Genomic DNA, 24,134 nt, shown 5'->3' on the forward strand with positions numbered 1-24,134 from the left:
TTCGGAAATTTCTGAAGCCTTATAAAACAAGGGATTCGAGTTTCCGAGAGTACACCAGTTATGAAGGAGGTTATTTCAATGTTTGATTACATGAATGTAAAAGAAGCGGCTGAAAAATGGGGATTGTCCGAACGGAGAATACAGGTATTATGTGCTACAAACCGAATCCCCGATGTAATGCGAATCAGCAATGTGTGGCTGATTCCAAAGACTGCATCAAAGCCAAAAGATGGGCGTTTTAAGAAAAGAGATAAGGAGGAATCGGACAATGAGTAAGATTTTATTGGTTGAAGATGATATGGAAATCAGTACCATGCTAAAGAATTTTTTGACCACAGAGAAATTTGAGGTAATTACAGCGTATGATGGCAAAAGTGCCCTTGACAGGTTCTTTTCGGATAGTTTCAGTCTGGTTTTGCTTGATTTGATGATTCCTCAGATAAGCGGAATCGAAGTCATGGAAAAAATCAGAGAAAACAGCACTGTCCCGATTATTATTATCTCGGCAAAAGATACCGATTCTGATAAAACGCTTGGTTTAGGTTTGGGAGCAGATGATTATATAACGAAACCGTTTTCCGTCACAGAAGTATTGGCAAGGATAAAAGCAAATATCCGAAGAACTACACAGTATGCTGCAAGTGCCACAGAACAGCAGCCAATACTTCAAACGGGAAACCTTGTCATGAATCTGAATGAGTATTCTGTAACAAAAAACGGCTGTAAAATAGAGCTTACATCAAAAGAATTTGAAATTTTAAAGCTGTTATTGCAGAATCCAAAGAAAGTATATACGAAAGAACAGATTTACTCCCTTGTCTGGAATGATACCTATTATGGTGATGAAAATGCTGTCAATGTCCATATCAGCAGATTGAGGAATAAAATAGAAGATAATCCCCGTGAACCGCAGTATGTGATTACGGTATGGGGAATCGGATACAAATTGGGGGAGTGAAATGATGAGCGATAAAACAATCATATTCTTTTTGGCAGTTGTTGTCTGCTTATTATTCCTTGTGGTTTTATACCAGCGTTTTATTTTTGGCAGGGGAATACAGGCAAAGATAAAAAGGATGAATAAAAAGTTGGAGGAAATTTTAGAAACTGGAAGTGACGAGAAAGTAATGGTATTTACGGATAACCCTGTTTTGATGGAATTAGGGGGACAAATCAACCGCCTGCTGATAGACCGCCAAAAAATAAGGGCAGATTTTAAAAGGGAAGAAATTTCATCTAAAAAGATGTTGGCGAATATCTCCCATGACATAAAAACACCTCTAACGGTCATATTGGGTTATCTGGAAATTATGCGTTTGAACCATGCAGATAATGAGATGTTGAAAAAAGTAGAAACAAAAGCGAATCAAGTTATGAATCTTATCAATCAGTTTTTTACATTAGCAAAACTGGAATCTGGCGATACAAATATAAATCTTGGCAAAGTCAATATCAACGAGATATGCAGGGAGAATGTTTTGGAGTTTTATGATATTTTATTGCAGAAAGATTTTGATGTTGATTTGTTTATTCCAGAAACAGCTATTTTTGTGCAGGGGGAGAAAGAAGCCCTGCAAAGGATTTTATACAATTTATTGTCAAATGTAATACGCTACGGCTCCGACGGAAAATATTTAGGAGTTTTTTTGCGTCAAGACAAGAGCAATGTATATATTGATGTGGTTGATAAAGGGAAAGGGATTGAACAGGAATTTGCATCGAATGTGTTTGACAGGCTCTATACAATGGAAGATTCCAGAAACAGGGAAATACAAGGGAACGGATTAGGCTTAACGATTGCGAAGAATCTTGCAAAGCAATTAGAGGGCGATATATTTTTAGACAGCATAGCGAATGTCAAAACAACTTTTACAGTAAGCCTCAAAAAAATAACTTATTAAATTCCCTGCGAAAGAAATTCGTAAGAATTAGTCAAGAGTTTTGAAAATCTATATCGCTATAATGATATTCATAAAACACCTTTGGGCGTATTGCTACGTCCGAGAAAGGCGTTACTAAGGAAACACCCTACGGGTATCCCTCTATGCCAAAAAGCTGGCAACATTAAGGAAAGGAGGCAAAAAATGTCTTATATTTTGCAAACAAGCCATCTAAGCAAAACGATAGATGGAAAACAGTTAGTCACAGATGTGAATATCCATGTAAAGAAAGGTGAGGTATATGGATTTTTAGGACCGAACGGGGCAGGAAAAACCACGGTGATGAAGATGCTTACCAACCTTTGGAAACCGACAAGCGGCACGGTTGCGCTGTTTGGGAAAGCATTGGAAAAAACTTCTTACGAGGTGCTGAAGCGTATGGGAAGCATCATTGAATTTCCTACATTTTATGACCATATGAGCGGAAAGGACAACTTACAGCTTCATTGTGAGTATATGGGGTATTACAACAAGGGCAGCGTGGAGGAAGCTCTTCAGATGCTTGGGCTTTCTGATGCGGCGGATAAGCCTGCGGGCAGCTATTCTTTAGGAATGAAGCAGCGTCTGGGGATTGCCCGTGCCATATTGTGCAAGCCAGAGTTAGTTATCCTTGACGAGCCGACAAACGGTTTAGACCCCGCAGGAATGAAGCAAATCAGAGATTTGTTTCGGATGCTATGTACCGAGTATGGCATGACGCTTATGATATCCAGTCATCTTCTCCCAGAGATAGAAAGTATTGCCGATACGGTTGGCGTTATCCATCATGGAAAGATGATGAAAGAAATATCCATGAAAGAAATTGCAGAAACAAATACGGCGTATATTGAACTTGCCGTAGAGGATACAAAGAAAGCGGCGTATGTTTTAGCTGAAAAAATGCAGTTAAGTAATTTTAAAATCGTAAACGATTCGGGGATTCGTATTTATGAGCAGGGTGTCACCACACAAAAGATTTCGAGGGAATTGATGGCAAATGATGTAGAGATTGCTTCCATCAGCCAACATACCGAAACATTGGAGGACTATTTCTTAAAAATCACATCGGAGGTGGGAAAATCATGTTAAAGCTTGTCAGACTTGAATGGAAAAAGAATAATATCGGGAAATATTTAGGGGGCGTAATCATTATGGCGGCTCTGCTTGGCTTATTTGTCTTTGCGTTAGCGTTTTTGGGCATTGCCAACGACCCAGACGGGACACTGGATGCTGCGCCTGGGACAGATGTAATCTCCGCTCCTATCGAATTATTTACCAGCATGGCTTTTCTTATTTACACCAGTGTAATGTTGGCATCCTTTATTGTAAGCGCATACAAAAACAAGACCATGAATCTGATGTTTTCCTACCCTATTAAGCGGCAGAAAATCTTAGCTTCCCAAATGATTGCGGTCTGGACTTTTAATTTTGCCGCACTCATTTTAACAAAACTGGCGATTTATATGTGCGTGTTCTTTGGGGCAAAATTTATGCAGTCATCCTTTGCTGTTGATTTTTCAATAGGCAGCCTGTCATTTTATATACAACTGATACTAAAATCAGTGGTAATCGTCAGCATGAGCTTTATTGCCCTGTTTGTCGGGATGGCTTTAAAATCTTCAAAAGCAACGATTGTCACTTCATTTTTGCTGATTTTTCTCACACAGGCGAACATTGGCGATTTCACAATGGCAGGCAACGCAGTATTTCCCATTATTTTGACGGCTATTTCTTTGCTTTTTGCCGCTTTGTCAATCGTAAATGTGGAAAGCAAAGATTTAATGTAGGGGGCGGGGTTATGAATATGAAAAGAATACTGTTAGCGGGGATTTTAGTGATAGCTTTTGGCATATGCGGATGCGGGAATAAAGAAAAAATAGATTCTAACGAGGAATTTTCGGCGGAAGGTATTTCAGAAATTGTATTGGATATTTCCTCTTGGAATTTAAAAGTGATGGCTTCCAGCGATGACAAAGTACACATAGCCTGCGAGGGAAAAGTCGAAGATGACCGTGATATGCAGGTTGTGCAGAAAGATGGAAAACTAATGGTACAGCAGGATGATGATACGGACAAAAATCTGGCGGAGCAATTCTCATTTGGCGAAGCAGGGAAGATAATATTGTATATTCCTAAAGATAATGCTTTTTCCTTAGCCATTAACAATGGTTCGGGAGAGATGGAGTTGGAAGCGGTCAGCATTTCCACTTTGTCCTTGAACAACCAGTCTGGCTATGTAACGATGTCTGATTTCATAGCTGAAAGTGCAAAAATAAAATCTCTTTCAGGCGATATTAAAATAACAGACGCTTCATGCACGGATTCTAATATCAATACAGAATCCGCATATGTTACCATGAAAAATACAGTTATTGGAAAGGCTGCTGTTTCGACAGAATCTGGCGAAGTGAATATAAGCAACATAAATAGCTATGATTCCCTGTCTGTAGAAACGGGTTCGGGAGATATATCATTGACCCATGAAGCGATGCCAGATAATTTATCCTGCCATATATCCAGTGGCTCGGACGATGTAACCGTACAGCTTAAAAATGCGGAATTCAGTACCGATACAGACGGATGCAAAGATGGGAGCATCGGAAAGGGCGAAAACAGTTTATCTATCATGAGCAACAGCGGAACAGTAATTGTAAAATAGTTTTGGAGTGTAGAAAGATATGGAACGGTATCATTGGATATTTTGCCCTATATGCAAAAATAAGACACGCATGAAAATAAGGGAAGATACAGAAATAAAGAACTTCCCTCTGTATTGCCCAAAATGCAGGCAGGAAAGTTTAATTAATGTAAAATCGTTAAAAGTAGTTGTTATGAAAGAGCCAGACGCACAGACGCAGAGCCGATGAATTTGTGAAATAAAATCACAGTTTGTCGGCTTTGTTTTATTTCATAAGGTTTTAAGGCGAACGCCCACCATATAAAAAAACGGTGTATTGGTGGGCGGTTATGCTATGCCCGAAAAGACTTAACAGACACTCTCCAGACCTGTTTTTGAAGTTTGGAGGGTTTTTTATGTTCTTTTTTCGGGCAGTAATCCATCTGCTCATGCAATGCAGAATTTATACATACATAGCATATCGGGGATTGGCAGGAAGCCAGTTAAAAAAATCCCTGCTTATGCAACGCTACTTCTCACCATGAAACCAGAAGTAGAATCTCCACTTAACAGAATATGTATCTCCTATAACCGCAGAGGTCACAGAGCCTTTGCGGTTTTTCTTTTGTCGTTTTTTATCAGATTATGCCACAGGGCTGTTTCCGCTGTTGGCTGTCGTTCGCCGCCTTCCCAATCTGGATTTTTTACATTTTCAAAAATTCAGATTGGAGGAAATAAGGAATGGCATATAACCACGGACGTGAGGACAGGAAATGGCGTATCTGGAAAGAAGCCGAGGAAAAAGTGCTGCGTGAGCATGGCGTTGATGAAGCGGTCATTGAGCAAATCCGCATGGATGACAGGGCGGACTTTAATTCCAACAGGCGGTTTTACCGATGGACGAGCGACTTCGGCGAATACCTTGAGGGAGTGGCGGACGCTGAACAGCAGGCAGAGCCGAATAGCGTTGCGGACTTGCTGGACGAGATTGAGGACGAGAAACTGTATCAGTCACTTCTTACGGTGGACAAGCATACCCTGCTCATTCTCCTGCTGAAAATGCAGGGATATTCCACAAAGGAGATTGCGGCGGTGGCAGGGCTTACCGAGAGGGCGGTCTACAAACGCCTTGAACGGCTCCGTAAAAAATTGAAGCCTATTTTTTATCCTTTCGGGGAAATTTAACCATTTCCACGGGCTATTGGGTGGGAGGGCAATCCTCCCGCTCAATTTTTTTCGGGAGGAAAGGAAATGGCATACGGGGCAAAGACATATACGCTTCGGGAGGAATCCACGGAAAGCGGCACAAGGTATTTTATCAGTTTTAAGGACGGGCAGGGGGAACACCACGAGATAGAAGTGTCCGAGAAACTCTTTCTTGAATTTCGGCAGATGGAAAGGAGGAACAGGAATCTTCAGCAATGGAACCAGCGGCACAGGGAGTTTAACGAGGTATGGGACGAAACGCTTTACAGACGTGCGTTGAGAGTGCCTAAAACGCTTGATGAAAGCATGATTGAGAAAGAACGGAATGAACTGTTTTACAATGCGGTTGCCCGACTGCCAGAGATACAAAGGCGGCGTTTCCTGCTCTATTACGAGTATGATTTTAACTTTTACCAAATCGGGGAAATGGAGCATTGCACCGCTTCCGCTGTCCAGAAGTCTGTTTCAGTCGCAAGGGAGAAAGTCAAGGCGGAAATGAGGAAGTATCTCCAACCGTGACCGCCACCATCCGAAAAAAGAAATCTGTTTTGCGTGGGACTGGCGGCATTACATACTCTCACTTTTTCCGTGGGAGTAAATCTATTTAAGGAGGTCACGTCTATGTGCAACAAAACCAAAGACACCGCCCGAAAGGAGGAATCCCATGCAGAAGCTTCATACAGTCAACGCCGACACGCTCCTCTACGAGCCGCTTGAAAAACCATCCTTTGTGGTGGACGGTCTGATACCCACGGGCTTAACCCTGTTCTGCGGCGCACAGAAAATCGGCAAGAGCTGGCTCATGTTAAAGCTCTGCCTTTGCGTGTCGCAGGGAATCCCCTTGTGGGATATGCCGACACGGGAGGGCGACGTGCTTTACCTCTGCCTTGAGGACACGTTCTGCCGCATACAGGACAGGCTGTTCCGCTTGACGGACGAAGCGAGCGGGCGGCTCCACTTTGCCGTGGCGAGCGATAAGCTGTCAGACGGTCTTATCGTGCAGTTGGAGGATTATCTGAAAGAATACCTCGACAGCAGGCTCATTGTCATTGACACCTTGCAGAAAGTCCGCACCGCATCCAAAGACAACGCCTATGCAAGCGATTACGGGGACATCTCCCTTATCAAGTTAGCACGTCACGTTTGATACAAAATAAATAAGGCGTTTGCCCCGATTTATAGGGGTGAACGCCTCATTTTATGGTTGATGACGACAAATGAGTAGGAACTTGAGTAGGGAATTATACTGTGAAGATGGTGAAGTTTTGAGAGTGATTTTACACGATGCACCATTTTGCACCAAAAGCATTAACTGATTTTTGTATGAGTTTACTCTTCTCTCACCCCTCCCGTACCACACAGCGAACGGCAAAACCGTAGCCACGGGAATAGCTATACTGAGGACCGACATACGTCGGGAACGTATTCAAGTAGTGACCATCCATACTAAGACCAGCAGTAGTAGACCACCAGTTACCGCTCGTAGTGTGCCCGTTAATGTTGCCACCCGAGCGATTGTAGTGACCCGTACGGAGAAAGTTGAACGAAACCATTCCCACAACTAAGCTAATCTATTTTTCTATTTGCAGCATAAAGTATGCTATAATCATAACCATGAACGAGTTCCAGGAGGAAATGAGCGCCACAGATGCCCCATATTCACAGCCTGTGGGCATGACTTCAGCAGCATCTGTCGGATTTTGTACAAATAAACTGGGGGGGGACTATAAATGAGGCGACCCCGATGGTTCTATACTACTCTTGGCATATTCGGTACTATTGTCCTCGCCGTGTCGATATGGGCGGTAGTTACTCTAATACATTCTTCCAATGATGAGGGTACTACAACTTCGCTAGTTTTGGACGACAACACAAATAATGATGACGGCATGGGGAATGAGGCAGTAAATAATTATGTAGCTCAACTCCAAAAGATATATAATGCAGGTTCGGATAATGGCTCCGATAACGCTGCTGGTATGGAGAAAGTTATTCAAGCTGTAGATAATGCCGTACAGTCAAAACAAGGGGAGGCACAGGCGGGCTCAATCCGAATTGCGGCGATGGTGCTTGCGTATCAAAATTCAGATTATGACAAGGTCATAAGTCTCACTGATGAAATAAACCTTGATGAGTTAAGCTTGCAAGATCAGATAACATATTATGCAACTCTGTATGCCGTTTACGACAGTAATGGAGATACAGAAAAAGCCCAGGAGGCGTTTAGGATTGAAGGAGAAAAAATCCAGCAACTGTGCAGTAAACAGGAGTGTATGCAATGAGAGTGTCTAATGTAAGAAAAACTATTTTATATGGCGTATTGAGTACGATTTTTTGCTCGTTGGCTGTTTTGAGCGGCATAATGTTCTTCTCCCATGGTGTATCGGCCGGCAATGTAACCGGCGCGAATGGGGGTAAACCTCCAGCAAGCACCCCATGCGGAGGATTAAATGGCCATTCTACTTTCTGTGGAGAATTTGGCGTATCTTGGCGATACTATACGCTCTCTCAGGTCTCTTCTATAGCCAACTATAGTGGACCGGCGAATACTTGTGCCGAAGAGGATGTCGAGGGGATTTGGATTTTAGCGTATGAGTGGGTGAATGGGGATGGTTCCTTCCAAGGGAAACAAGTACTCGATCGCCCCAATAAGAACGTACATGTAGCCCAAGTCCAACCTCCGTATTCAACCGGTTGGTATAAGTTTGTCGGACCGACTGTTTTGGCTGATACTAAAGACTGGACTGACGCAAAAGAAGCTTATGAGTATTATAGATCAGCTTTTGATGGAAATACATCTTGGGAAAATACGACTTGGTTTTGCGGTAATGAAGATCCTGACCCAAGGACTGGTGCCATAAAAGCCGATTCCAGTATTAACGTCTCAGGCGTAAGTGGCGATAAAACAGGAGCTGATGTGGGTTCAAAAAATTACGATAATTCGCTTGAAAAGACAGCGGCGATGACGGTTTCCGTACAGACTTCGACTTCGCAAATATCCGGTCAAATATGGCATAATCAGTACTATAAAAATACGAGTGATGGCTGGGCAGCTGTTAAGCAAAAAGCAAAGAAGTATAAAGGGATTACTCTTGATTTATATTGGGATGTAAAAGGTGGTAAGTCAGGTGATAAGTATGATGCCTGTGATGGCAAATGGACTTGCGAAACACTGTGGGCAATCCCTGCTAAGGAAACTACGGATAAACAGGAAAAGGTAGGGAGTGTCAACTATACCGTTAATGCTGGCGATGAATATTGCCATACCATGACAGTAGAGCCTACCAAGTTTAAGTTTAATAACAGCGAGGGGGGTGACAGATGAGGCTGGCCGTGCACACACCAGGGCTTGTGTCAATGTTAGCCATGTCGACAAACCAGAGGAACCCACCGACGAATTTAAGGCCAACTCCAGTGTTGAAGTTCCCAATGCCTCTTCGCAGCTCGGTGGATATGATCCGGGCAAGCAGACTTCCGACTGGGACAAAGCCGTTGGTCTCAAAGTCAGTACCGATAGCGATAGCCTGCAGTTCACGCTTTCACATAACATGAGTTTTAGCGTTGAAGACAGCAATCGAAATATTTGGCGCTATTGGGACTCATGTGCATACACCGTAGGCTCCGGAGAGAATATAACTTGCGTCGGTGGCTGGGTCTATGTCGGCTCATCTACGAGCCTTAGCTATGAGTTAACTGGTGATACCGGTAAAGTTACCGAGAACTCTAAAAGCGAAAATGGTACCTACAAAGCTGGTATAGATAAGAATACTCAGAATCAAAATGAGCTAGTCGCAAGTAATACCTATACTATTTCCGGCATGGAACCTGGCAAGACCTACAGAGTCTGCCACAAGATTAAATACACTCCAAAGAGCTATACTACGCCAATTACCGAGAAATTAATTTGGACTGGTCCGTGGTCAATTGGCCCGCAGTGGATCTATGGAACGCCACAAGCCAATGGTGACTCCGAGGATTCCGAAGCCTGTATCGAGATTACTCGCCCGGAGAATCCACCTGAAGGTGGTGATCCGGATCCATACGGCCCGAAGAACAATGGTAGTAGCAATGCTGATGTAATGTTTGCTGGTGAGCAGACGAATATCGGTTGGAAAGTCGAAGCCAAGTCGGTTCCAACTCGCCGGGTAACGGATTATTCTGCAGTCGGTTTCGTGGTGCGGGATGATGTCGCGAGTGCTGCCGCCATGAACAGTGACATGGCGCACCAGCCGAGTGCCCCATGTGCCTACTTCGGGTCCAAAGCCGCGCTGATTGGTTTTGGTGGCACTACCTGCGCCGAGTTTAGCGGTGATGGTCTTAGCGTGGCAGAAAACACCGATGGTCTGTCCGGGATCAAGGTTGAGAAAATACCAAGTTCAAGCGGTGCGTTTACAAAGCAGATTAATATCGCTGTACCTGATAACGTTGGCGCCAAGTATTGTAACTCTTACGGTTATAAATGGGGTTATTGGTATGGGGTCGTTAAGGGTGAGACTGCAGAAAATCTTACCGATGACGCAGCAACTTGGACGCACGTCAATGGCAAAGATTATTGGACCAACTATAGTCCAGCTTGCCGTACCATTGCCAAGAAACCCAACTTTGCGATTTGGAATGGCAGCATCTTCTCGGGTGGAGGGATCGTCTCTTCAACTGCTCCGCGCCACAACGATGCGAATAGCGGCCAGCCTACAAAATTGAATGACGACGGTAATAAGACTACTTACGGCTCCTGGGCAGAAAACCTAGCGGTTGCGGGTAGTAATATAAGTCGCTTCGCTTCAAGTGGGGCTTATGGTGCTGGTTTGCCTGGTCTAGTTAGCGGCAACAACTGGAATATGGCTTGGTTGACCATCTCCAATGATGGCTTGAAGTCGAGTGGCAGCGCGCTTGGAAACTCGGGGATTAACTATAATTCTTCTTACGATACGCGACTCTCAGCATATCTCAAGGGCAGCGCTACAAACGATGTGTCAAATCAATCGGCGACGACCTATTCCGGTGCTAGCGGTGTAGCCGGCACGCAAATTCTCTACTTCAACCCAGGCGGGACTAATGGCACTCTAACAATCAATGGCAATGTAACCCTAGATAGCGCCAAGAAAGAGAATATCTACGAACTGCCACAAGTGGTAATCTACGTTGATGGTAATATCGCAATCGACCCAAGCGTAACTCGACTTGATGCCTGGCTAATTGCTACCGGTGATATTGATACCTGTAAGGGTTGGCAAGATAATACTACTGAGACACGGAGCTTGAACCGTAATGCCAATGCCACTTGTGATAATCAGCTACAAATCAATGGTCCAGTGATTGCGAACTCAGTCAAATTGCGTCGTACGTTCGGGGCGGATAATCTTGTTAGCTTTACTGGTTCGCACGGTGACCGGTCCAACAAGAACGTTTCTAGTGAAGTATTTAACCTCAGCGCACTGACTTATCTATGGTCCTTTGCACAGGCTGGAAGATACCAGTCGAGTTATACGGATGTTTACTCCAGGGAACTGGCTCCGAGATATTAAGTATCTTATTACTTTACTTTTAGCATTTATATCTAAAAAATGTTCTCATAATCCTGCAGGTCATGGAAGATTCCGAGGACATGTGCTTCGTTGCCTGCGATTTTATACAGCATAAAATATTTATGCCGTCTGAAATGAATTGTCCGATATCCTAAAGCCCGCAAGCGGGGATGGTCACACAGCTTAAGGCTGCCAGCCACAGTGGAAAGCCTTGCTGTGGTTTCCTCCATATCATCTGCAACCCTGGACGCCGCCTGGTCGCTTTGGAGTTCATAAATCAGATAATGGAGAATTTTTCTAAAATGTTCTTGTGCTTCCGCTGAAAAAATAACTTCATATACCATATTCCTGCCTCAGATCTGAAAGAAAATCCTTGGCGTTTTTGCATTCGCCGTTGGCAATCTGCCGTTCAGAAGTCTCTGCAATCTTGATGATATCCTCTTCGCCCAGCAATGGGAATGGATACTCTGCCCCGCGCTGCTTGAACAGGCTTTTGGCGTAATCCTGGATTTTAATCAGATCGGTCTCCGGCAGCACTTCCAGCATGGAAATCGTGTTTTCTAATGTACTCATCCCGGCTCTCCTCCTTCTTTCTAATATGAAATTGGCATAATCCTATTAAAACTATTATAACATCTTACGGCATGAATATAAACACTTTTAAAAAATATCTGTTGTGGGTTCAGAACAATGTCATCTTAAGTATCGCCTCGTCTCGCTCATCCTGTCTAATGCCGAGATAAAGCTTGGTAGTCTCGTAACTGCTGTGGTTATAGATATCTACAACTACTGCCAGTGATACATCCCCGTTTGTGATTGCATGATATCCCCAAGTCTTCCGCAAAGAATGACAGGCGATCTTGCCCATAATCCCCAGTTCCACTACTGCGGCATGGATAATCCGCCACGCCTGCACCCGACTGATTGCCTTTGGCTCTTTACGGTTATTGGCAAAAATATAATCGCCCCGGCGGTGGAGGTAACAATGCTTGAGTGCGCCCAGCAGCTGTGGGTTTAAAGCAATGGTGCGCTTTTTCTTGGTCTTCTTTTCTGTCACGGTAATATGAGTACGGAATGCCTGTCTTTCTTCGTCATACACATCCGACCATTTAAGCCGGAGCAGGTCGCTAATCCGAAGAACGGTATATGTCCCCATCAACACAAGTGTATAATTACGCAGCTGGCCTTTCTTCAAAAAATAATTTGCAAGTTCCTTTAACTGTTTCTTGTCCCTGATTGGTTCTGTTGCTGCCATAATAAATAAAGCCCCCTTTTTTCTTTGATAGAAATAAGTATAACCTATCAAGAACAAGAGGACACTCGTAACATTTTGTTTATACTGTAACCTATTTTAACATCAAGATTGACAAGATTCAAGGAAAAAATTATTTTTGTCCAAATACCGTCCCCAAATTTTTACAACAAGCATGGTTTATCTGCCAATATTTAGTAATTCCTGCGCCGTTTTCTTTTTAATGAGGCGTGAATTTAGTGATAAAACGGCATTTTATGGGATTTAGCCATTAAGTTATCTGCCAGATGTAACATAATAAACATTCTGTTACATCCGACCCCTGAGGGCGGATTTTTGGACAGTTAATACAATGTCTTATCAATACTGAGCGAAAGCTGGTAAATTTACAGAAAAGGTGGTGGCGTACATGGCGAATTTCGAGATGCCGTCTTATAATGAATACGCTAATTCTAGACAACGTCGTAGAAAATGGAGTGAGCATTTTATACTTTTTCGAATCGTGACCTGCATCCCCTTCTATATTTATGACTGGATTTTGTCCGAGATCGAGTATAAGTATTATGCTCCGTGCCCATGGTGCGGTAGGTGCTATCCGAGGACAAAAAAAGGTTGGCAGGCACGAGAGGATTGCTGTGCCGACGCAAAAAAACGTTTTGGTCCGAGACGGGGAGGTAGCTGTGCGGTTCCCGGTGGCGGTGGTGGCTACGGTGGCGCCGTATATGATAGTTCTCGCGATTGCTATCGTGATGGCTGCGGTCGGACGTACACGCGGGACGATTAAAGTAGCTGTCTTGTATCGTGACTATTTAGTGGATGACAATGTAAATATGGCGGCGCTAATTGCCGGTCTCTCAAGTATCTTACTTCGGGTCTTAGGAATTGGTCACGCTTTTGTTGGCCCAGCGCAAACTTGCGCTATATTTCTCCTCGATTCGAATAGATACGGAATTCCAGTTAGTTCCGCCTATTCACCCCACCCAAAAATTAAGCCCCTCTATGAAGCTATATACCAGGAGAGGAAGCTCCTGTTTATGTATAACGGATTTTTTGTTAGAGTATCATTTATTTTTACATACACATTTTGCGTAATCTGTAATTTTCTTGTGCAAGGCATTTGAAGGAAACGATGTGGAACATCGTTGACTGAAAACAACGCAGCAAAAGGAAACTACAGCGGGCAAAATTGCATGGTTTAAAACAGTTTGTCAACGTGGGGGGATTGTCGGGTAGATACAAATAAAAATGCTGAACAGATGCAGTATTTTTCCGTCTAGAAATGTCAATGAGCTATAGTTATCATTGGATGCGCTGGATTATATTTATATAAAAATGTGAAATACAGTTCAATAATTGTGGTTGCTCGGCATACCAAAGAGCTTATAATTGCTCCTTTTATCAAGTGATAGTACAATCGGAACACTGGTCTGCCAAGACCAAGTATTTTAACAGTCAGGAGGGAACTATCATGAGAACAAGGAAAGTAACTTTGACATTGTTGACAGTGATAAGTTTTATGATTCTGTTCATGGCTTGTCCGCCGGAGGCAGAAGCCGCAAGCAAGCTAAAAACGATTACTGTCACAAAAATTGACCAGCAAACTGCCAAAAAAGTCCACAAGCAACTTTTGAAGGGAAAAAAGTTTAAACTGCGGTTTAGAGGAGGTGAAAAAAACTTTTATAAGCAATTCCAAAAGCTGAGCAAGAAGGTTGCGAACTGTACGGATGAAGGGTTTAATATTTTTCCCATTTGTATGCAGGATGCAGGTTATTATGGTACCGCCGGCTTTGACCAGCAAGGTAACCAGCCGAGAAAATCAGGCGGGTATACGAGTTTCCTTGTAAAGAGCGGCTACTGTCAGGAGTATATTTATGGCATAAAATTTGCCAAGCGTGAGTACGAGGCTTTGAAGAGGTATGTCGATAAGATTCTCGCAAAATCGAGATCAACGCTAAAAACGCTTGAGGATGACACATCGACGTGGCTCTTAAGCGAATCGGCAAAAAGGACATATATCAAGAAACTGAATCATGTCATTTCTGAATATGAAGAATTGCAGCAGTACTTAAAAAGAACAAAACTTCGCGACCTGCCCGGGACTATGAAGGCTAGGATTCTATTAGAGATAGGTGGGAGCGTTGATGCTAATGACTGGGTAAAAACCTCAATGAAGCATAAGGATATGGGTTTTAAACGTAAAAATAGTTTTAAAGACCTATATAACAGAAAAGCTTACGGCCGAGAGCTTTATATAGCGCATACTCTTTGTAAGATATGTGCAGTATATAACATTGGCGATTTTAGTTGTGTAAAAGAGTCGTCACAACCGAATGGCGTTATGGTGTGGGTTAAAATGAAAACTCGCAGCGGAAAGACACGGTACGGAGTTTACAGGTACGGTACGCTTAGGTCTACTCGCAGACAAATTAGCTATGAAACAAAAGAAGCTCTCGTACGATACCGCAAACGTCGTAAAAGCGATAGGGTGATAGGGCAAATTGCCAAAGCTAAGACAATAAGACAGCAAATTGCCGTAGATGGTATCAATGTTAGCTTCGGCACTACATCTGGCGATGCGGTTAACTTGACGATTTATGAATTTAATCTCGATAGGTCGGAATGGTAAGTCCTGTTTCTCTGAGGCAGTTTGCCTCCAATAACCAGTCCATGAAAAAAGTGGGCTGGTTTTGCTGTCACCTAAAGCCCCCGGATTGTCCGGGGGTTCGGTTAAATTCTGCATTTAAGCATCTGACATACTCTCCTATAATGAGATTAGCTTGAGCCCAAATAAACCCTGCTTTTGCAGGTAATGTAACATTATCCCAATACGGTTACTATTTTATCAGTTTCCAAAGTGGTTTACAACTGATTTTCCGTAATTGTTCAGTGCCGGAAATAGATTTTTGCCTGTATTACGATAAAAACACCAAAGACAAGGGGTTTTACATAACAATTTCACTATCAAAATGTAACATAATTGGGAAAGTGTTACATCCGGCCTGCGAAGGCGGATTTTTACATATTAAAGGCAGGGAAACTATTTGATAAGGAAACCTATAACCATACAACACTTCTAGACAAAATTTAGCAACTGCGCGCAAGCGCGCATACGTTACATTGTATTGGCATAGTGTTTGGGAGACTGGGGAACAAGGCTGTCCCCTATGTTTTTGTTATTTAAGTTTTCTTGGTTGCTTTTATTTTCTGATTTTTGCGTGTGATAATTGTATTTTGCTTGCGGAAATCTCGTCAAGGCTGAATATGACGGGCTGTCCGCCCGACCTTGACTAAATTTCCGGCGCAAAATACCTTACGTGTGTTGGATATATAAAATTGATATGCATTGAATGTGACTACTAACGAGGCGAGACGAGGAGGGATTACCATGAAGGTGATGAGAAAGTTTTGTAGCAGATTGTTGATGGTTTTTGGATTGGCGATGGCGATTGGGTTGCTTTCTCCGCAAATGGAAGTGAATGCGAAGACCCCGACCATTACGGTCAAGAAGGTCGATCAAAATACCGCCAAAAAAGTTCACAAGCAGTTGATGAAGGGCAAAGCCTTCAAGTTGCGCATCAAAGGAGGTGAGGAAAATTTCATAAAGCAATTCCAAAAGCTGAGCAAGAAGGTGGCGACTTGTACGGATGAAGGGTTTAATATTTTCCCGATTTGTATGAAGGATTCATTGTACTTCGGCGTTAGCGGTGGGCGTAATCCGAAGACATCCGGAGGATATACAAGCTTCAATGTCACCAAAGCTGATTGCCAAGAGTATATCTATGGCATTAAGTTCGCGAGACGTGAATACAAGGATTTTAAAGCTTACGTCGATAAAGCTTTGAAGGAATCAGAGTACTTGTTGAGCGTAGTAAATACTGACAAGGTATATGTCGACGAGGTGAATTATAAAACTCGCGCGGCGTTGACGAAGGACGTAGAAAAAACAATTGCAAACCTTAGAGAGCTGAGCAAATACCTCAAGAAGACCAAATTCCGAAACCTCTCGGAAACGATGAAGGCGAGAGTGGTGCTGGAAGTTGGAGGAGCGAATGAAAAAAATGAATGGGGAAAACGCTCCATGACGTATACGGATGGCAATACGGATAAAACTGCCTTTAAATATTTATACCAGCGAAAGGCTTGCGGACATACGCGTAGGTTTACTAAGGTAGCCTGCAAAATGTGTGCGGTATTCGGTATAGGAGAGTATGATCAAATTAAGGGAATGACCGATGAGGGTTACGTAGCCGAGGCCGTAAAAATTAAAATGAAGGCATATTCCGGGAAAACCCGTTATGCCGTTGTGGAAGTTGGCGAGTTTTGCCCTTATGATGGCTATGTGGGGTTTGAAACATGGAGCGCGGATACGCCATACTGTCGCTGGAAAAAGAATCATAGAGTTATTAAGAAGATTAAAAAGACGCAACAGCTGCGGAATATAACATTAACTAAGAGGCAAAAAGCCGTATATGAGTTGTCACCTGATGGGTTAAACTTAGGCAAGGATTTGGTGATTTATAATTTAGATGTGCCGAAGAGCGAATGGTGAGCCGCGTATCGTTCTGTATTCTATCTAGTTTTGCATTGATGGGTGTCACGAGGTTGACGCCCATTTTGCTGCCCATGGTACTTTGAACTTCTGATTTGGTATGCTATAATCATAACCATGAATGAGGAGAGAGCCTCTCAACTTTCTCCGTACGGGCTATTATGACCGCTCATACGGTAACATCTATGTACGAGTTCTACATGGCTACTGGTGGTCGAATGTAGCTGGTTCCGCCACTAATAGCTACGGTCTAGTTACGTACCCGACAAGTATTGGTCTTAAGAATCATCATTACCGCGGCTACGGTTTTGCCGTTCGCTGTGTGGTACGGGAGGGGTGAGAAAGCTAAATGCTGTAAGAAAGCTAAATGCTGTAAGAAAGCTTTGTACCTAATTGGGATATTGTTTGCAAAGGCAGAGATTAGAAAGGGGGTGCATTTTATGGACAGAAACGAATGCCTGCGCAAGGTAGAGGAGATGGCAAAGGACGAATTTCACAAGAAGTTTGTCCGTCAGGCAAGAAATAATGACGCTTTTATAACCGCTATGGCTCTCGGTATCGATAATATCTCTAAAAAAGAGCTGGGGCAGCTTTGCGACTTTTTGGTCAATACTGGCATACCGGCTACATATCCACACAGCGAGATGGAACTGATAATTTTCAAAGAAGTTTTTGGTTCCATCCTCAAACGAGCTACGCAAATAAGGTAGCCCTTTGGACACTATATGATCCTGCCATCCACAGTTTTAGTCGGAGTATCTATGAAGAGTAACATAGTATAATTAACAGAGCGCAGAAAATTGATTTCTACGCTCTGTCTTGTGATGGATAAAAGTGAGTATTTCCTAATGAGTGTTACTGAAAAGCAACATAATACGCAGAATGAGTATTATCACCGTTGCCGCACACACCGGGCATTATGAGAATAGCTCATCCTTCTTCGTACACGGTATTGCTTTCCCTCAGATGGTTCCAGCACTGATCGCATCATGATTGGCGACCAGCGATCTACTCTTCAAATACAACTTTAACCTGAAACCTAATAAAATCATAAGCAAAAGTACAAAAAGCAGGGATTTCCCCTTCAATCCCGTTCTGCAGAATCATAATATGATCATCCTCCTCCGTTATTGCGTCATGACGCAAAGGAAACGCTCTAGAGTCGTTATTTGATTCTAAAGCGGCACTGCCAAAGACGTACTCTAACTTAAATTGCCGATCGTTCTTTGCATGAAGCCAAATAGCATCCATGAATTTTACAGGATAAATCTCTGGAATGAAAAACAAAGCCATCAACCGCTGAGTCTTATCTGATGTAGTGGGGATAGCACAGACAACTGCGCAGTCTTCATTCATGGAGCCAACCCCCAGGGAACTAGAGTGAATACCTAATCTAATTGTATAAAATGAACCATCTGTTACCGTGTATATTTTGCCATAATGCTCCTTGTCTACCAATGTCGGCTCATTGCTGTCCGTACCTGGGCAGGCCTCCATATCGAGTGGCACTCCGACTTCTGCCACTTCAATCGCTGGCTTGTCAAACAGGTCGGGAATATACGGTTCTTTTTTGCAATTCTTCTGATCCCGGTTTACTTTTGCGCTCCTGGTGTCATTTCTGTTCTTTTTGGTGTTGTTTGTTTTCATGTACTTTACCTCCTGGTTTTTATTGAGGGGCATCCCTCTAGCGGTACATTCACCGCTAGAGAAATATACCCTTCTATAATACATAGGACATCTTTTGGATATTTGAGTAAGAAATTACTGTTTTTCTGTTAAAATCCTCCTCATTTTTTTCAGACTACTCCTCTTATGATTGTTGACATCCCACCGTACAATATCAAGCTCTTGCCCAATTTGCTGCTCCTTCATATTCATAAAATAATACATCTCGATAATGCTCCTATCAAAATCATCTAGCGTAGTAATAGCAGCGTATCGTTCTTCATACTGCTCGCTTTTTACAACATACTCTTCCGGCGTAAATGGACACGAATAATCAATCCCATCTTCCATTGCCTGTTCTATGGAATAGGCGCGCAGGTAATTTCCCTTTTTACGCTTTTTTCTAGGTTTTTTGTCGCCATCATCATTTGGCTGCAAATCGTACAGGGTGGTTTCATCAATGCCTCCAAATTCCATATCCGCATTCGCTCCGCCATACAATTTCTGTTTCTCATTCCATAAAAAGCGTTGGATATCTCGACTCAGATTATTCCATTCTCCTTTTTTCCATAACATATAGAGATAGTCTTTGTATTCCTTATAATCGTACCATTCTGATGCCATATATGACTCCTTTCTGCGATCCGCAGGAGCCATATGTCCTTTTGATGTTCTGATGATCCGTAGAGATGAAAGTTGGCAGGGGAATGCCAAACTATGGCATTCCCTCAACCATTTATATGTCTCCTGCGGATCATTCCTCATCTATATTAAAAAGTTACTTATTTGGCCAAATTTTCCAGTATTTTACCTAGACAGCTACTGACGGCTGTTTTAATAAGATTATCAAGTTAATACTTGCTTGTGCTATCACCACCTTTACTTGGTTTATTAAGCAGAGCTCTTTGCTTAGATATAATTATCGCATGCTGCTCCCCTGTTTTCCAGAATCCTGGAACCTCCAGGAAGTTCCAGGACAGAAAATATTGCACAAAAATATCCAAAAAACCTATCAAATATACAGCAAAATGCACAAAAACTATTGACAAATAGAAGAATCTATGCTACAATGAATAAAATAGACTAATTCGTCTAAGCACTTTGATAATCTACTACACTATCTGTTCCCCAGATTATTGCGGAATTCACTTTTTCTTTTCGGAGAAAGGGTGATGGCGCAATAATCAATAGAAGGGGGAATAGCTATGGATATTATTAAAAAAGAAGAGGTGCTTGGTGAAGGATACGTTATTACAAATAAGTGTCTTCCAAAAGTCTTTCGCGACAGAGATGCAGATGAGGAATATCAGAATCCTGGAATTAAAATGATTGTTGAAGAATGTAGTGATATGGATTCTTTGATAAAGGTATTTAAAGAATGTCATTGTGATGATGTGCCGGATAATTGGTATGATATTCTTTTCGGCAAATTGCCTGGCTGGAAGCTCTGTACCGTAACGGTAAATGATCTGCATATTATATTCGATTTCGTAAATCCAGAGCTGCACAATCAAAAGGCGGATCTCAGAAAAGCCGGAAAGAAAGATGAGTTGATTTCGATACCGGAATCAAGTGGCTTTGCTATGTTGGCTATTGATGATTTTCCGCATCGGTTTTGGATGAGGCTGCGATTTGAAACTATCCTACCGACAGGAGGGACTTCAAGTACAATCGTCAATATAGAAGACGGAAAGCACAGTGTTATCAAGTTCCTTCCATCCGAATATCGAAGCTATGAATTTATAGGCAAGGGCGACTTTCAGGACGATGACGGAGTCAAAGTAATTTTGACAGAATATCTGTGGTAAATTTTATGGTAGTAGATAGATTATTGGAATCCGCAGAAACCTCTGCGGATTTTCACTGGAAAGATTATTTTGGCATGCCATGATCGTCTAGAATTATTTATTTGGAGGGGAGGCAAGAAGTGTATGATGTGGAGCGGACAAAAGAACATCAGCTTCCATGCAAGGGATGCTGAGATAGATCCTGAAAAATTTAAGAAAAGTATGCATGCACTTATCAATGGTGACTATTTTGAGAAGATCTACGATGTCCGCAGGGGATTAAACTTTCAGGGAGAAATGTCTAATGCTGAATTGGAAGTTTTATTTATTAGAGTCGCTGAAAAAAAATTTTCCCAAGAAGCTCCTTTGGCGATAAGTATTAAAAGAGATATCTTTTTAGCGTCTTTGGGGTTACTGAGGGGGTTTGACCGATATGAGGATGGCAATGAACGTCGCCTTAGATTTGTTCAGGAAAGTAACTATATTGCTTTTTATAAAAAAGGCACCTATGCTTTGTGTGGCGATAATAAAACTATCGAATCCATTAAGGATGACATGGCGGAATCTTTAAGAAAAATGGAAGTTAAAGTAGTGGATAACATCGCAGATGAATTATATAATAACAGTGATTGCAATGAGTATTCAGAGTCACTATCTGAATATTATAAATGCGAAATTAAAAATGGGAAAGGTATTCCCGACAATAAATTACCGTCTTTACGACACCCGAGAAAAAACGTTGACGTAAATATAGATTCGACAAAGGATGCTGAATCTTCAGAAAGAAATATTACTCCACAGGATACAAATGAAACACCAATTTTAGGTGTTCAACCATTGGACGACATAGATGAAACTAGTATTTCAACAAGCGGGGATGACACTTTATCATCTAGAACTACCGAAGTTTCTGAAGATGAAAATAAAACAGAAGATTCTTCGGATGATACTCCTAAAAAATCGGATGACCAGGAACAAAACCCTGGTAACACGGAGGTATTAGGGGACGTTACTGCCCATAAAAAAACGGACAAAAAGAAAAAGCGGCGTTCTGGAAGAAAGAATACATATAATATACATAACGTTTTCCGAAAGATTGGGATTATTTTTGAGAAAAAGCAAGTTTCTGTACCTTTACTTGTAATAGCCATAATTGGTATGGTTATGATTTCTGTGTCATTATTCCAAATTGCCGATGCCTTAAGACACGGAAATTCTAATGAGTTGGCAGAAACATCCAATGAGAACAGCACTCCTAAAATCGAGATGATTCATGTTTTCAATAAGGACATTACTCTGCGGCCTAACCAATCAGAAAAAATAAAGGTAGGATTATACCCTCACGATGCTGACGAAAATGACTTGAACTATATTAGCAAAAATACTGATATTGCGACTGTGGATGACTTAATTGTCACGGCAAAAGATTGGCAGGAAGGAAATAATACTACTAAAATTGAGGTTGGCGGCGGAAATGCTAAATCCGTTGAGGTAGACGTTACTGTGGATCCGCCCACCACTGTTGATGGATATTGGAATAATATAGCAACCAAGAATGGCATGAACCCCGATGATGGAAACGGTGAACACAAATAAGGGATTTCAGGAGGAATGGCTTTATGAATAAATTTAGAAGTTTTTGTTTTATTGTCTGCCTCATTGCTTCGTTTTTGGTAGGGGCAGTGTCAAGGCCTATTGTCTCCTTTGCCTGGGGAGACAGCACTCCGGGAGGCAAAGGACGGCAGACTTATACGCTTGATGATTCCGATTTAGGTGAACTGGATGACGTAATTACTTTTAATTCGCTTGTGGCAGGACATAATGGAAAATCTCTCGAAACAGGTAGCGAATTGAATTTTGTATCCGCTTTGCCTGCCGATGCCGACATTCATGATTATTGGCAGGGCAACAACATCACTGTCGAAGATGGCAAGGAATACGTTGTTCGTCTTTACGTCCACAACAACAGCCCGAAGGGTATCGCTGGCACCTCTACTGGCACCAAGGTCGCAATTAGCGGTATTGGCGCTAGCAAGACCAACGCAAAGGGCAAACAAGAAGTTGAAGTAAACGGCTTTATTGAGTCGGATAACGCAACTCCAAAAGAATACTGGGATTACGTTCGCTTTTATAGCAACACTTCATTCCACCTAGACTACGTTTTTGGTTCAGCAATGATCTATAACCGTGGTGCAACTGGTACGACTGATCCAATCTCGGCCGCTGAAATTGAGAGCAAATCCGGCGATGAGCTGAAAGCTCTTCTTAACAGCCACACTGTTACTGGTAAGCCACTTGGCGATGATATCGTCTTGAAGCAAAAGGCTGACGGTACTTTGGATGGTCAATTGATTGGGTTTGATGCCCTTGATGGTAATGTGCCGGGGTGCTATGAGTACTCTAGCTACATTACGATTCGCGTGAAGGCGGTGTTTGATTATGAGTTTGCGGCCGAAGTCAAAGTTCGCAAAGAAGGTGGGGGCAAGGATGGCTGGAAAGAGTCCATCAATGCGCAAGTTGGTGACAAGGTTGAGTTTTGCATTGACTATAAGAACATGGATGCTAAAACCAACGATGACAACAAAATCCAAAATAACGTTACGGTTAGTGATGCCCTGCCAAGCAGTCTAAAGTACGTTCTTGGTACGGCCAAAATTTATGACGATAGCACTGACGGGGAATGGATAACCCTAACATCAGGCGATAATATTGCAACTCACGGTGTGGATATTGGCTGTTACTCCGGTGGTTCAAATGCATCCATCGCTTTTACGGCTCAAGTAGTCGATTCTGATTTAAAATATGGAAAAAATACATTAGTAAATTGGGGACAGGCTAACGTTGGTTCTACATCACAGGCGGGGTATGCTGTTGTGATAGTTCAAAAATCAGGATATTTTGTAATAACTGTACTTTCTGTGTTACTTATTTTTTGCATTATATGTAGTATTGTGTTACTCCTCAAAATTATCAAACGAAAATAAAATTTTGGAGGATTTTTTACGCGTATCAATTTAGATTTCATCAGATAACTTAATAAGCTCATTCTGTATGCTTTATCGCATCGAATGAGCTTATTTTTTTGAACTTTTTTATATTTTTCTTATTTTTAGTTACTCAAATCTTCCTAAAACGTCCTATGTATATTAGATAGGAAAATCCGCATCAAGGGCAACTTATAATTCAGCCTTTCAATATGGATATTTACTATCAAAAATCAATGATAGGAGGACATTCTTATGAGTCAACAAAACATTTACCCGGACGGTTATGACGACACAGTCATAGAAACCGCCACTAACTACACCCCCATGCCGCGCAGTCTGAGCTGGATGGCAAAACATACTGCCAACATGATGGTAGATCAAGCCGTGCTTGATGGCGGGCAGGACAAACTCGCCGCTCAGCTTGCTAGAGGGTCAATGCAAAACATTGGCAGCCTGGGCATGATGGCCGAGCAGCTCGCCAGTATAAACCCGGATGTAAGTGGCTGCTGCCGGGCTATTATGGCTACATACCTAAAGGGCTCAATAAAGCGGTTAGAAAGGTGGTGATCTGTCATGACTACAGAATTAATCGCACAAGCAATATCTATAGTTACTATTGTTGGCTGG

The 24,134-nt window shown here is 42.3% G+C and carries 24 protein-coding genes and 1 pseudogene; 20 read left to right on the plus strand and 5 right to left on the minus strand.

The genetic code is table 11. The annotated features are described in order from the left end of the window. Positions 1 to 78 precede the first annotated feature (78 nt). From E5329_RS22245 to E5329_RS22305, 13 genes and pseudogenes are all read left to right on the plus strand, one after another. Positions 79 to 276, plus strand: coding sequence for a helix-turn-helix domain-containing protein (locus E5329_RS22245; protein WP_016221140.1), 198 nt, complete (start codon positions 79 to 81; stop codon positions 274 to 276). After that, positions 269 to 958 (plus strand): response regulator transcription factor, encoded by a 690-nt coding sequence (locus E5329_RS22250; protein WP_016221139.1) that lies wholly within the window; start codon positions 269 to 271, stop codon positions 956 to 958. The genes E5329_RS22245 and E5329_RS22250 overlap by 8 nt, the downstream gene beginning before the upstream one ends. Positions 959 to 962: 4 nt before the next feature. Continuing rightward, on the plus strand, positions 963 to 1,901 hold the full coding sequence (locus E5329_RS22255; RefSeq protein ID WP_135991531.1) for a sensor histidine kinase: 939 nt from the start codon (positions 963 to 965) through the stop codon (positions 1,899 to 1,901). Between the two features lie 183 nt (positions 1,902 to 2,084). Then, entirely contained in the window at positions 2,085 to 3,008 is a 924-nt protein-coding gene (locus tag E5329_RS22260) for an ABC transporter ATP-binding protein (protein ID WP_135991511.1), read from the plus strand. After that, complete coding sequence (locus tag E5329_RS22265) at positions 3,002 to 3,706, plus strand: ABC transporter permease (protein ID WP_135991512.1); 705 nt, start codon at positions 3,002 to 3,004, stop codon at positions 3,704 to 3,706. The genes E5329_RS22260 and E5329_RS22265 overlap by 7 nt, the downstream gene beginning before the upstream one ends. 11 nt (positions 3,707 to 3,717) lie before the next feature. Then, complete coding sequence (locus E5329_RS22270; protein WP_135991513.1) at positions 3,718 to 4,578, plus strand: DUF4097 family beta strand repeat-containing protein; 861 nt, start codon at positions 3,718 to 3,720, stop codon at positions 4,576 to 4,578. 19 nt (positions 4,579 to 4,597) lie between these two features. Further along, positions 4,598 to 4,786, plus strand: a complete 189-nt coding sequence (locus E5329_RS22275; protein WP_135991514.1) for a cysteine-rich KTR domain-containing protein — start codon at positions 4,598 to 4,600, stop codon at positions 4,784 to 4,786. A 491-nt stretch (positions 4,787 to 5,277) separates the two neighbouring features. Beyond that, on the plus strand, positions 5,278 to 5,721 hold the full coding sequence (locus tag E5329_RS22280) for a sigma factor-like helix-turn-helix DNA-binding protein (protein ID WP_016221133.1): 444 nt from the start codon (positions 5,278 to 5,280) through the stop codon (positions 5,719 to 5,721). Between the two features lie 66 nt (positions 5,722 to 5,787). Next, positions 5,788 to 6,261: an RNA polymerase sigma factor gene (locus tag E5329_RS22285; RefSeq protein WP_135991515.1), complete on the plus strand. Its 474-nt coding sequence runs from the start codon at positions 5,788 to 5,790 to the stop codon at positions 6,259 to 6,261. A 145-nt stretch (positions 6,262 to 6,406) separates the two neighbouring features. Continuing rightward, positions 6,407 to 6,871 (plus strand): annotated as a pseudogene (locus tag E5329_RS22290) (AAA family ATPase); the annotation flags it as partial. A gap of 601 nt (positions 6,872 to 7,472) precedes the next feature. Then, positions 7,473 to 8,024, plus strand: a complete 552-nt coding sequence (locus E5329_RS22295) for a hypothetical protein (protein ID WP_135991516.1) — start codon at positions 7,473 to 7,475, stop codon at positions 8,022 to 8,024. Continuing rightward, entirely contained in the window at positions 8,021 to 9,067 is a 1,047-nt protein-coding gene (locus E5329_RS22300; protein ID WP_135991517.1) for a hypothetical protein, read from the plus strand. The genes E5329_RS22295 and E5329_RS22300 overlap by 4 nt, the downstream gene beginning before the upstream one ends. After that, positions 9,057 to 11,267, plus strand: coding sequence for a hypothetical protein (locus tag E5329_RS22305; protein WP_135991518.1), 2,211 nt, complete (start codon positions 9,057 to 9,059; stop codon positions 11,265 to 11,267). Before E5329_RS22300 ends, E5329_RS22305 begins: the two co-directional genes overlap by 11 nt. A 32-nt stretch (positions 11,268 to 11,299) precedes the next feature. On the opposite strand, the gene E5329_RS22310 is transcribed toward E5329_RS22305, so the two are convergent. The 3 genes from E5329_RS22310 to E5329_RS22320 form a co-directional block, all read right to left on the minus strand. Further along, positions 11,300 to 11,611, minus strand: coding sequence for a type II toxin-antitoxin system RelE/ParE family toxin (locus E5329_RS22310; RefSeq protein ID WP_135991519.1), 312 nt, complete (start codon positions 11,609 to 11,611; stop codon positions 11,300 to 11,302). Next, positions 11,601 to 11,840, minus strand: coding sequence for a hypothetical protein (locus E5329_RS22315; RefSeq protein ID WP_135991520.1), 240 nt, complete (start codon positions 11,838 to 11,840; stop codon positions 11,601 to 11,603). The genes E5329_RS22310 and E5329_RS22315 overlap by 11 nt, the downstream gene beginning before the upstream one ends. Positions 11,841 to 11,949: 109 nt before the next feature. Further along, positions 11,950 to 12,522, minus strand: coding sequence for a tyrosine-type recombinase/integrase (locus tag E5329_RS22320; RefSeq protein ID WP_135991521.1), 573 nt, complete (start codon positions 12,520 to 12,522; stop codon positions 11,950 to 11,952). Between the two features lie 1,465 nt (positions 12,523 to 13,987). Between E5329_RS22320 and E5329_RS22325 the strand changes: the two genes are divergently transcribed. The 3 genes from E5329_RS22325 (at position 13,988) to E5329_RS22335 (ending at position 17,778) form a co-directional block, all read left to right on the plus strand. Continuing rightward, positions 13,988 to 15,145: a hypothetical protein gene (locus tag E5329_RS22325; protein ID WP_135991522.1), complete on the plus strand. Its 1,158-nt coding sequence runs from the start codon at positions 13,988 to 13,990 to the stop codon at positions 15,143 to 15,145. A gap of 759 nt (positions 15,146 to 15,904) precedes the next feature. After that, a complete protein-coding gene (locus E5329_RS22330) occupies positions 15,905 to 17,068 on the plus strand; it encodes a hypothetical protein (RefSeq protein WP_135991523.1) in 1,164 nt (387 codons plus the stop codon). A gap of 440 nt (positions 17,069 to 17,508) precedes the next feature. Continuing rightward, positions 17,509 to 17,778 carry a hypothetical protein gene (locus tag E5329_RS22335; RefSeq protein WP_135991524.1) on the plus strand — a complete coding sequence of 90 codons (270 nt, stop codon included), beginning with the start codon at positions 17,509 to 17,511 and terminating at the stop codon, positions 17,776 to 17,778. 298 nt (positions 17,779 to 18,076) lie between these two features. On the opposite strand, the gene E5329_RS22340 is transcribed toward E5329_RS22335, so the two are convergent. After that, positions 18,077 to 18,715, minus strand: a complete 639-nt coding sequence (locus tag E5329_RS22340; protein ID WP_135991525.1) for a hypothetical protein — start codon at positions 18,713 to 18,715, stop codon at positions 18,077 to 18,079. Between the two features lie 114 nt (positions 18,716 to 18,829). Beyond that, positions 18,830 to 19,357: a sigma-70 family RNA polymerase sigma factor gene (locus E5329_RS22345; protein ID WP_135991526.1), complete on the minus strand. Its 528-nt coding sequence runs from the start codon at positions 19,355 to 19,357 to the stop codon at positions 18,830 to 18,832. A 581-nt stretch (positions 19,358 to 19,938) separates the two neighbouring features. On the opposite strand from E5329_RS22345, the gene E5329_RS22350 reads away from it, so the two are divergent. The 4 genes from E5329_RS22350 (at position 19,939) to E5329_RS22365 (ending at position 24,074) form a co-directional block, all read left to right on the plus strand. Next, complete coding sequence (locus tag E5329_RS22350; protein WP_135991527.1) at positions 19,939 to 20,541, plus strand: hypothetical protein; 603 nt, start codon at positions 19,939 to 19,941, stop codon at positions 20,539 to 20,541. A gap of 123 nt (positions 20,542 to 20,664) precedes the next feature. Further along, on the plus strand, positions 20,665 to 22,116 hold the full coding sequence (locus E5329_RS22355) for a hypothetical protein (protein WP_135991528.1): 1,452 nt from the start codon (positions 20,665 to 20,667) through the stop codon (positions 22,114 to 22,116). Positions 22,117 to 22,139: 23 nt separating this feature from the next. Beyond that, positions 22,140 to 23,504, plus strand: coding sequence for a DUF11 domain-containing protein (locus E5329_RS22360; protein ID WP_135991529.1), 1,365 nt, complete (start codon positions 22,140 to 22,142; stop codon positions 23,502 to 23,504). 255 nt (positions 23,505 to 23,759) lie between these two features. Next, positions 23,760 to 24,074, plus strand: a complete 315-nt coding sequence (locus tag E5329_RS22365) for a hypothetical protein (RefSeq protein WP_135991530.1) — start codon at positions 23,760 to 23,762, stop codon at positions 24,072 to 24,074. The last annotated feature ends 60 nt before the right edge of the window (positions 24,075 to 24,134 follow it).

It is taken from the genome of Petralouisia muris (genome assembly GCF_004793545.1).
In the GTDB taxonomy this organism is placed as follows: Bacteria; Bacillota; Clostridia; order Lachnospirales; family Lachnospiraceae; genus Petralouisia; species Petralouisia muris.

What these genes read in the sequence shown, in the direction of transcription:
- E5329_RS22250 (WP_016221139.1), top strand. Translation starts at nt 269, where the DNA reads ATGAGTAAGATTTTATTGGTTGAAGATGATATGGAAATCAGTACCATG.
- E5329_RS22265 (WP_135991512.1), top strand. Translation starts at nt 3,002, where the DNA reads ATGTTAAAGCTTGTCAGACTTGAATGGAAAAAGAATAATATCGGGAAA.
- E5329_RS22315 (WP_135991520.1), bottom strand. Translation starts at nt 11,840, where the DNA reads ATGAGTACATTAGAAAACACGATTTCCATGCTGGAAGTGCTGCCGGAG.
- E5329_RS22325 (WP_135991522.1), top strand. Translation starts at nt 13,988, where the DNA reads ATGAGAACAAGGAAAGTAACTTTGACATTGTTGACAGTGATAAGTTTT.
- E5329_RS22300 (WP_135991517.1), top strand. Translation starts at nt 8,021, where the DNA reads ATGAGAGTGTCTAATGTAAGAAAAACTATTTTATATGGCGTATTGAGT.
- E5329_RS22355 (WP_135991528.1), top strand. Translation starts at nt 20,665, where the DNA reads ATGATGTGGAGCGGACAAAAGAACATCAGCTTCCATGCAAGGGATGCT.
- E5329_RS22345 (WP_135991526.1), bottom strand. Translation starts at nt 19,357, where the DNA reads ATGGCATCAGAATGGTACGATTATAAGGAATACAAAGACTATCTCTAT.
- E5329_RS22365 (WP_135991530.1), top strand. Translation starts at nt 23,760, where the DNA reads ATGAGTCAACAAAACATTTACCCGGACGGTTATGACGACACAGTCATA.
- E5329_RS22280 (WP_016221133.1), top strand. Translation starts at nt 5,278, where the DNA reads ATGGCATATAACCACGGACGTGAGGACAGGAAATGGCGTATCTGGAAA.
- E5329_RS22260 (WP_135991511.1), top strand. Translation starts at nt 2,085, where the DNA reads ATGTCTTATATTTTGCAAACAAGCCATCTAAGCAAAACGATAGATGGA.
- E5329_RS22275 (WP_135991514.1), top strand. Translation starts at nt 4,598, where the DNA reads ATGGAACGGTATCATTGGATATTTTGCCCTATATGCAAAAATAAGACA.
- E5329_RS22255 (WP_135991531.1), top strand. Translation starts at nt 963, where the DNA reads ATGAGCGATAAAACAATCATATTCTTTTTGGCAGTTGTTGTCTGCTTA.
- E5329_RS22310 (WP_135991519.1), bottom strand. Translation starts at nt 11,611, where the DNA reads ATGGTATATGAAGTTATTTTTTCAGCGGAAGCACAAGAACATTTTAGA.
- E5329_RS22285 (WP_135991515.1), top strand. Translation starts at nt 5,788, where the DNA reads ATGGCATACGGGGCAAAGACATATACGCTTCGGGAGGAATCCACGGAA.
- E5329_RS22340 (WP_135991525.1), bottom strand. Translation starts at nt 18,715, where the DNA reads ATGAAAACAAACAACACCAAAAAGAACAGAAATGACACCAGGAGCGCA.
- E5329_RS22350 (WP_135991527.1), top strand. Translation starts at nt 19,939, where the DNA reads ATGGATATTATTAAAAAAGAAGAGGTGCTTGGTGAAGGATACGTTATT.
- E5329_RS22360 (WP_135991529.1), top strand. Translation starts at nt 22,140, where the DNA reads ATGAATAAATTTAGAAGTTTTTGTTTTATTGTCTGCCTCATTGCTTCG.
- E5329_RS22320 (WP_135991521.1), bottom strand. Translation starts at nt 12,522, where the DNA reads ATGGCAGCAACAGAACCAATCAGGGACAAGAAACAGTTAAAGGAACTT.
- E5329_RS22245 (WP_016221140.1), top strand. Translation starts at nt 79, where the DNA reads ATGTTTGATTACATGAATGTAAAAGAAGCGGCTGAAAAATGGGGATTG.
- E5329_RS22295 (WP_135991516.1), top strand. Translation starts at nt 7,473, where the DNA reads ATGAGGCGACCCCGATGGTTCTATACTACTCTTGGCATATTCGGTACT.
- E5329_RS22330 (WP_135991523.1), top strand. Translation starts at nt 15,905, where the DNA reads ATGAAGGTGATGAGAAAGTTTTGTAGCAGATTGTTGATGGTTTTTGGA.
- E5329_RS22270 (WP_135991513.1), top strand. Translation starts at nt 3,718, where the DNA reads ATGAATATGAAAAGAATACTGTTAGCGGGGATTTTAGTGATAGCTTTT.
- E5329_RS22335 (WP_135991524.1), top strand. Translation starts at nt 17,509, where the DNA reads ATGGACAGAAACGAATGCCTGCGCAAGGTAGAGGAGATGGCAAAGGAC.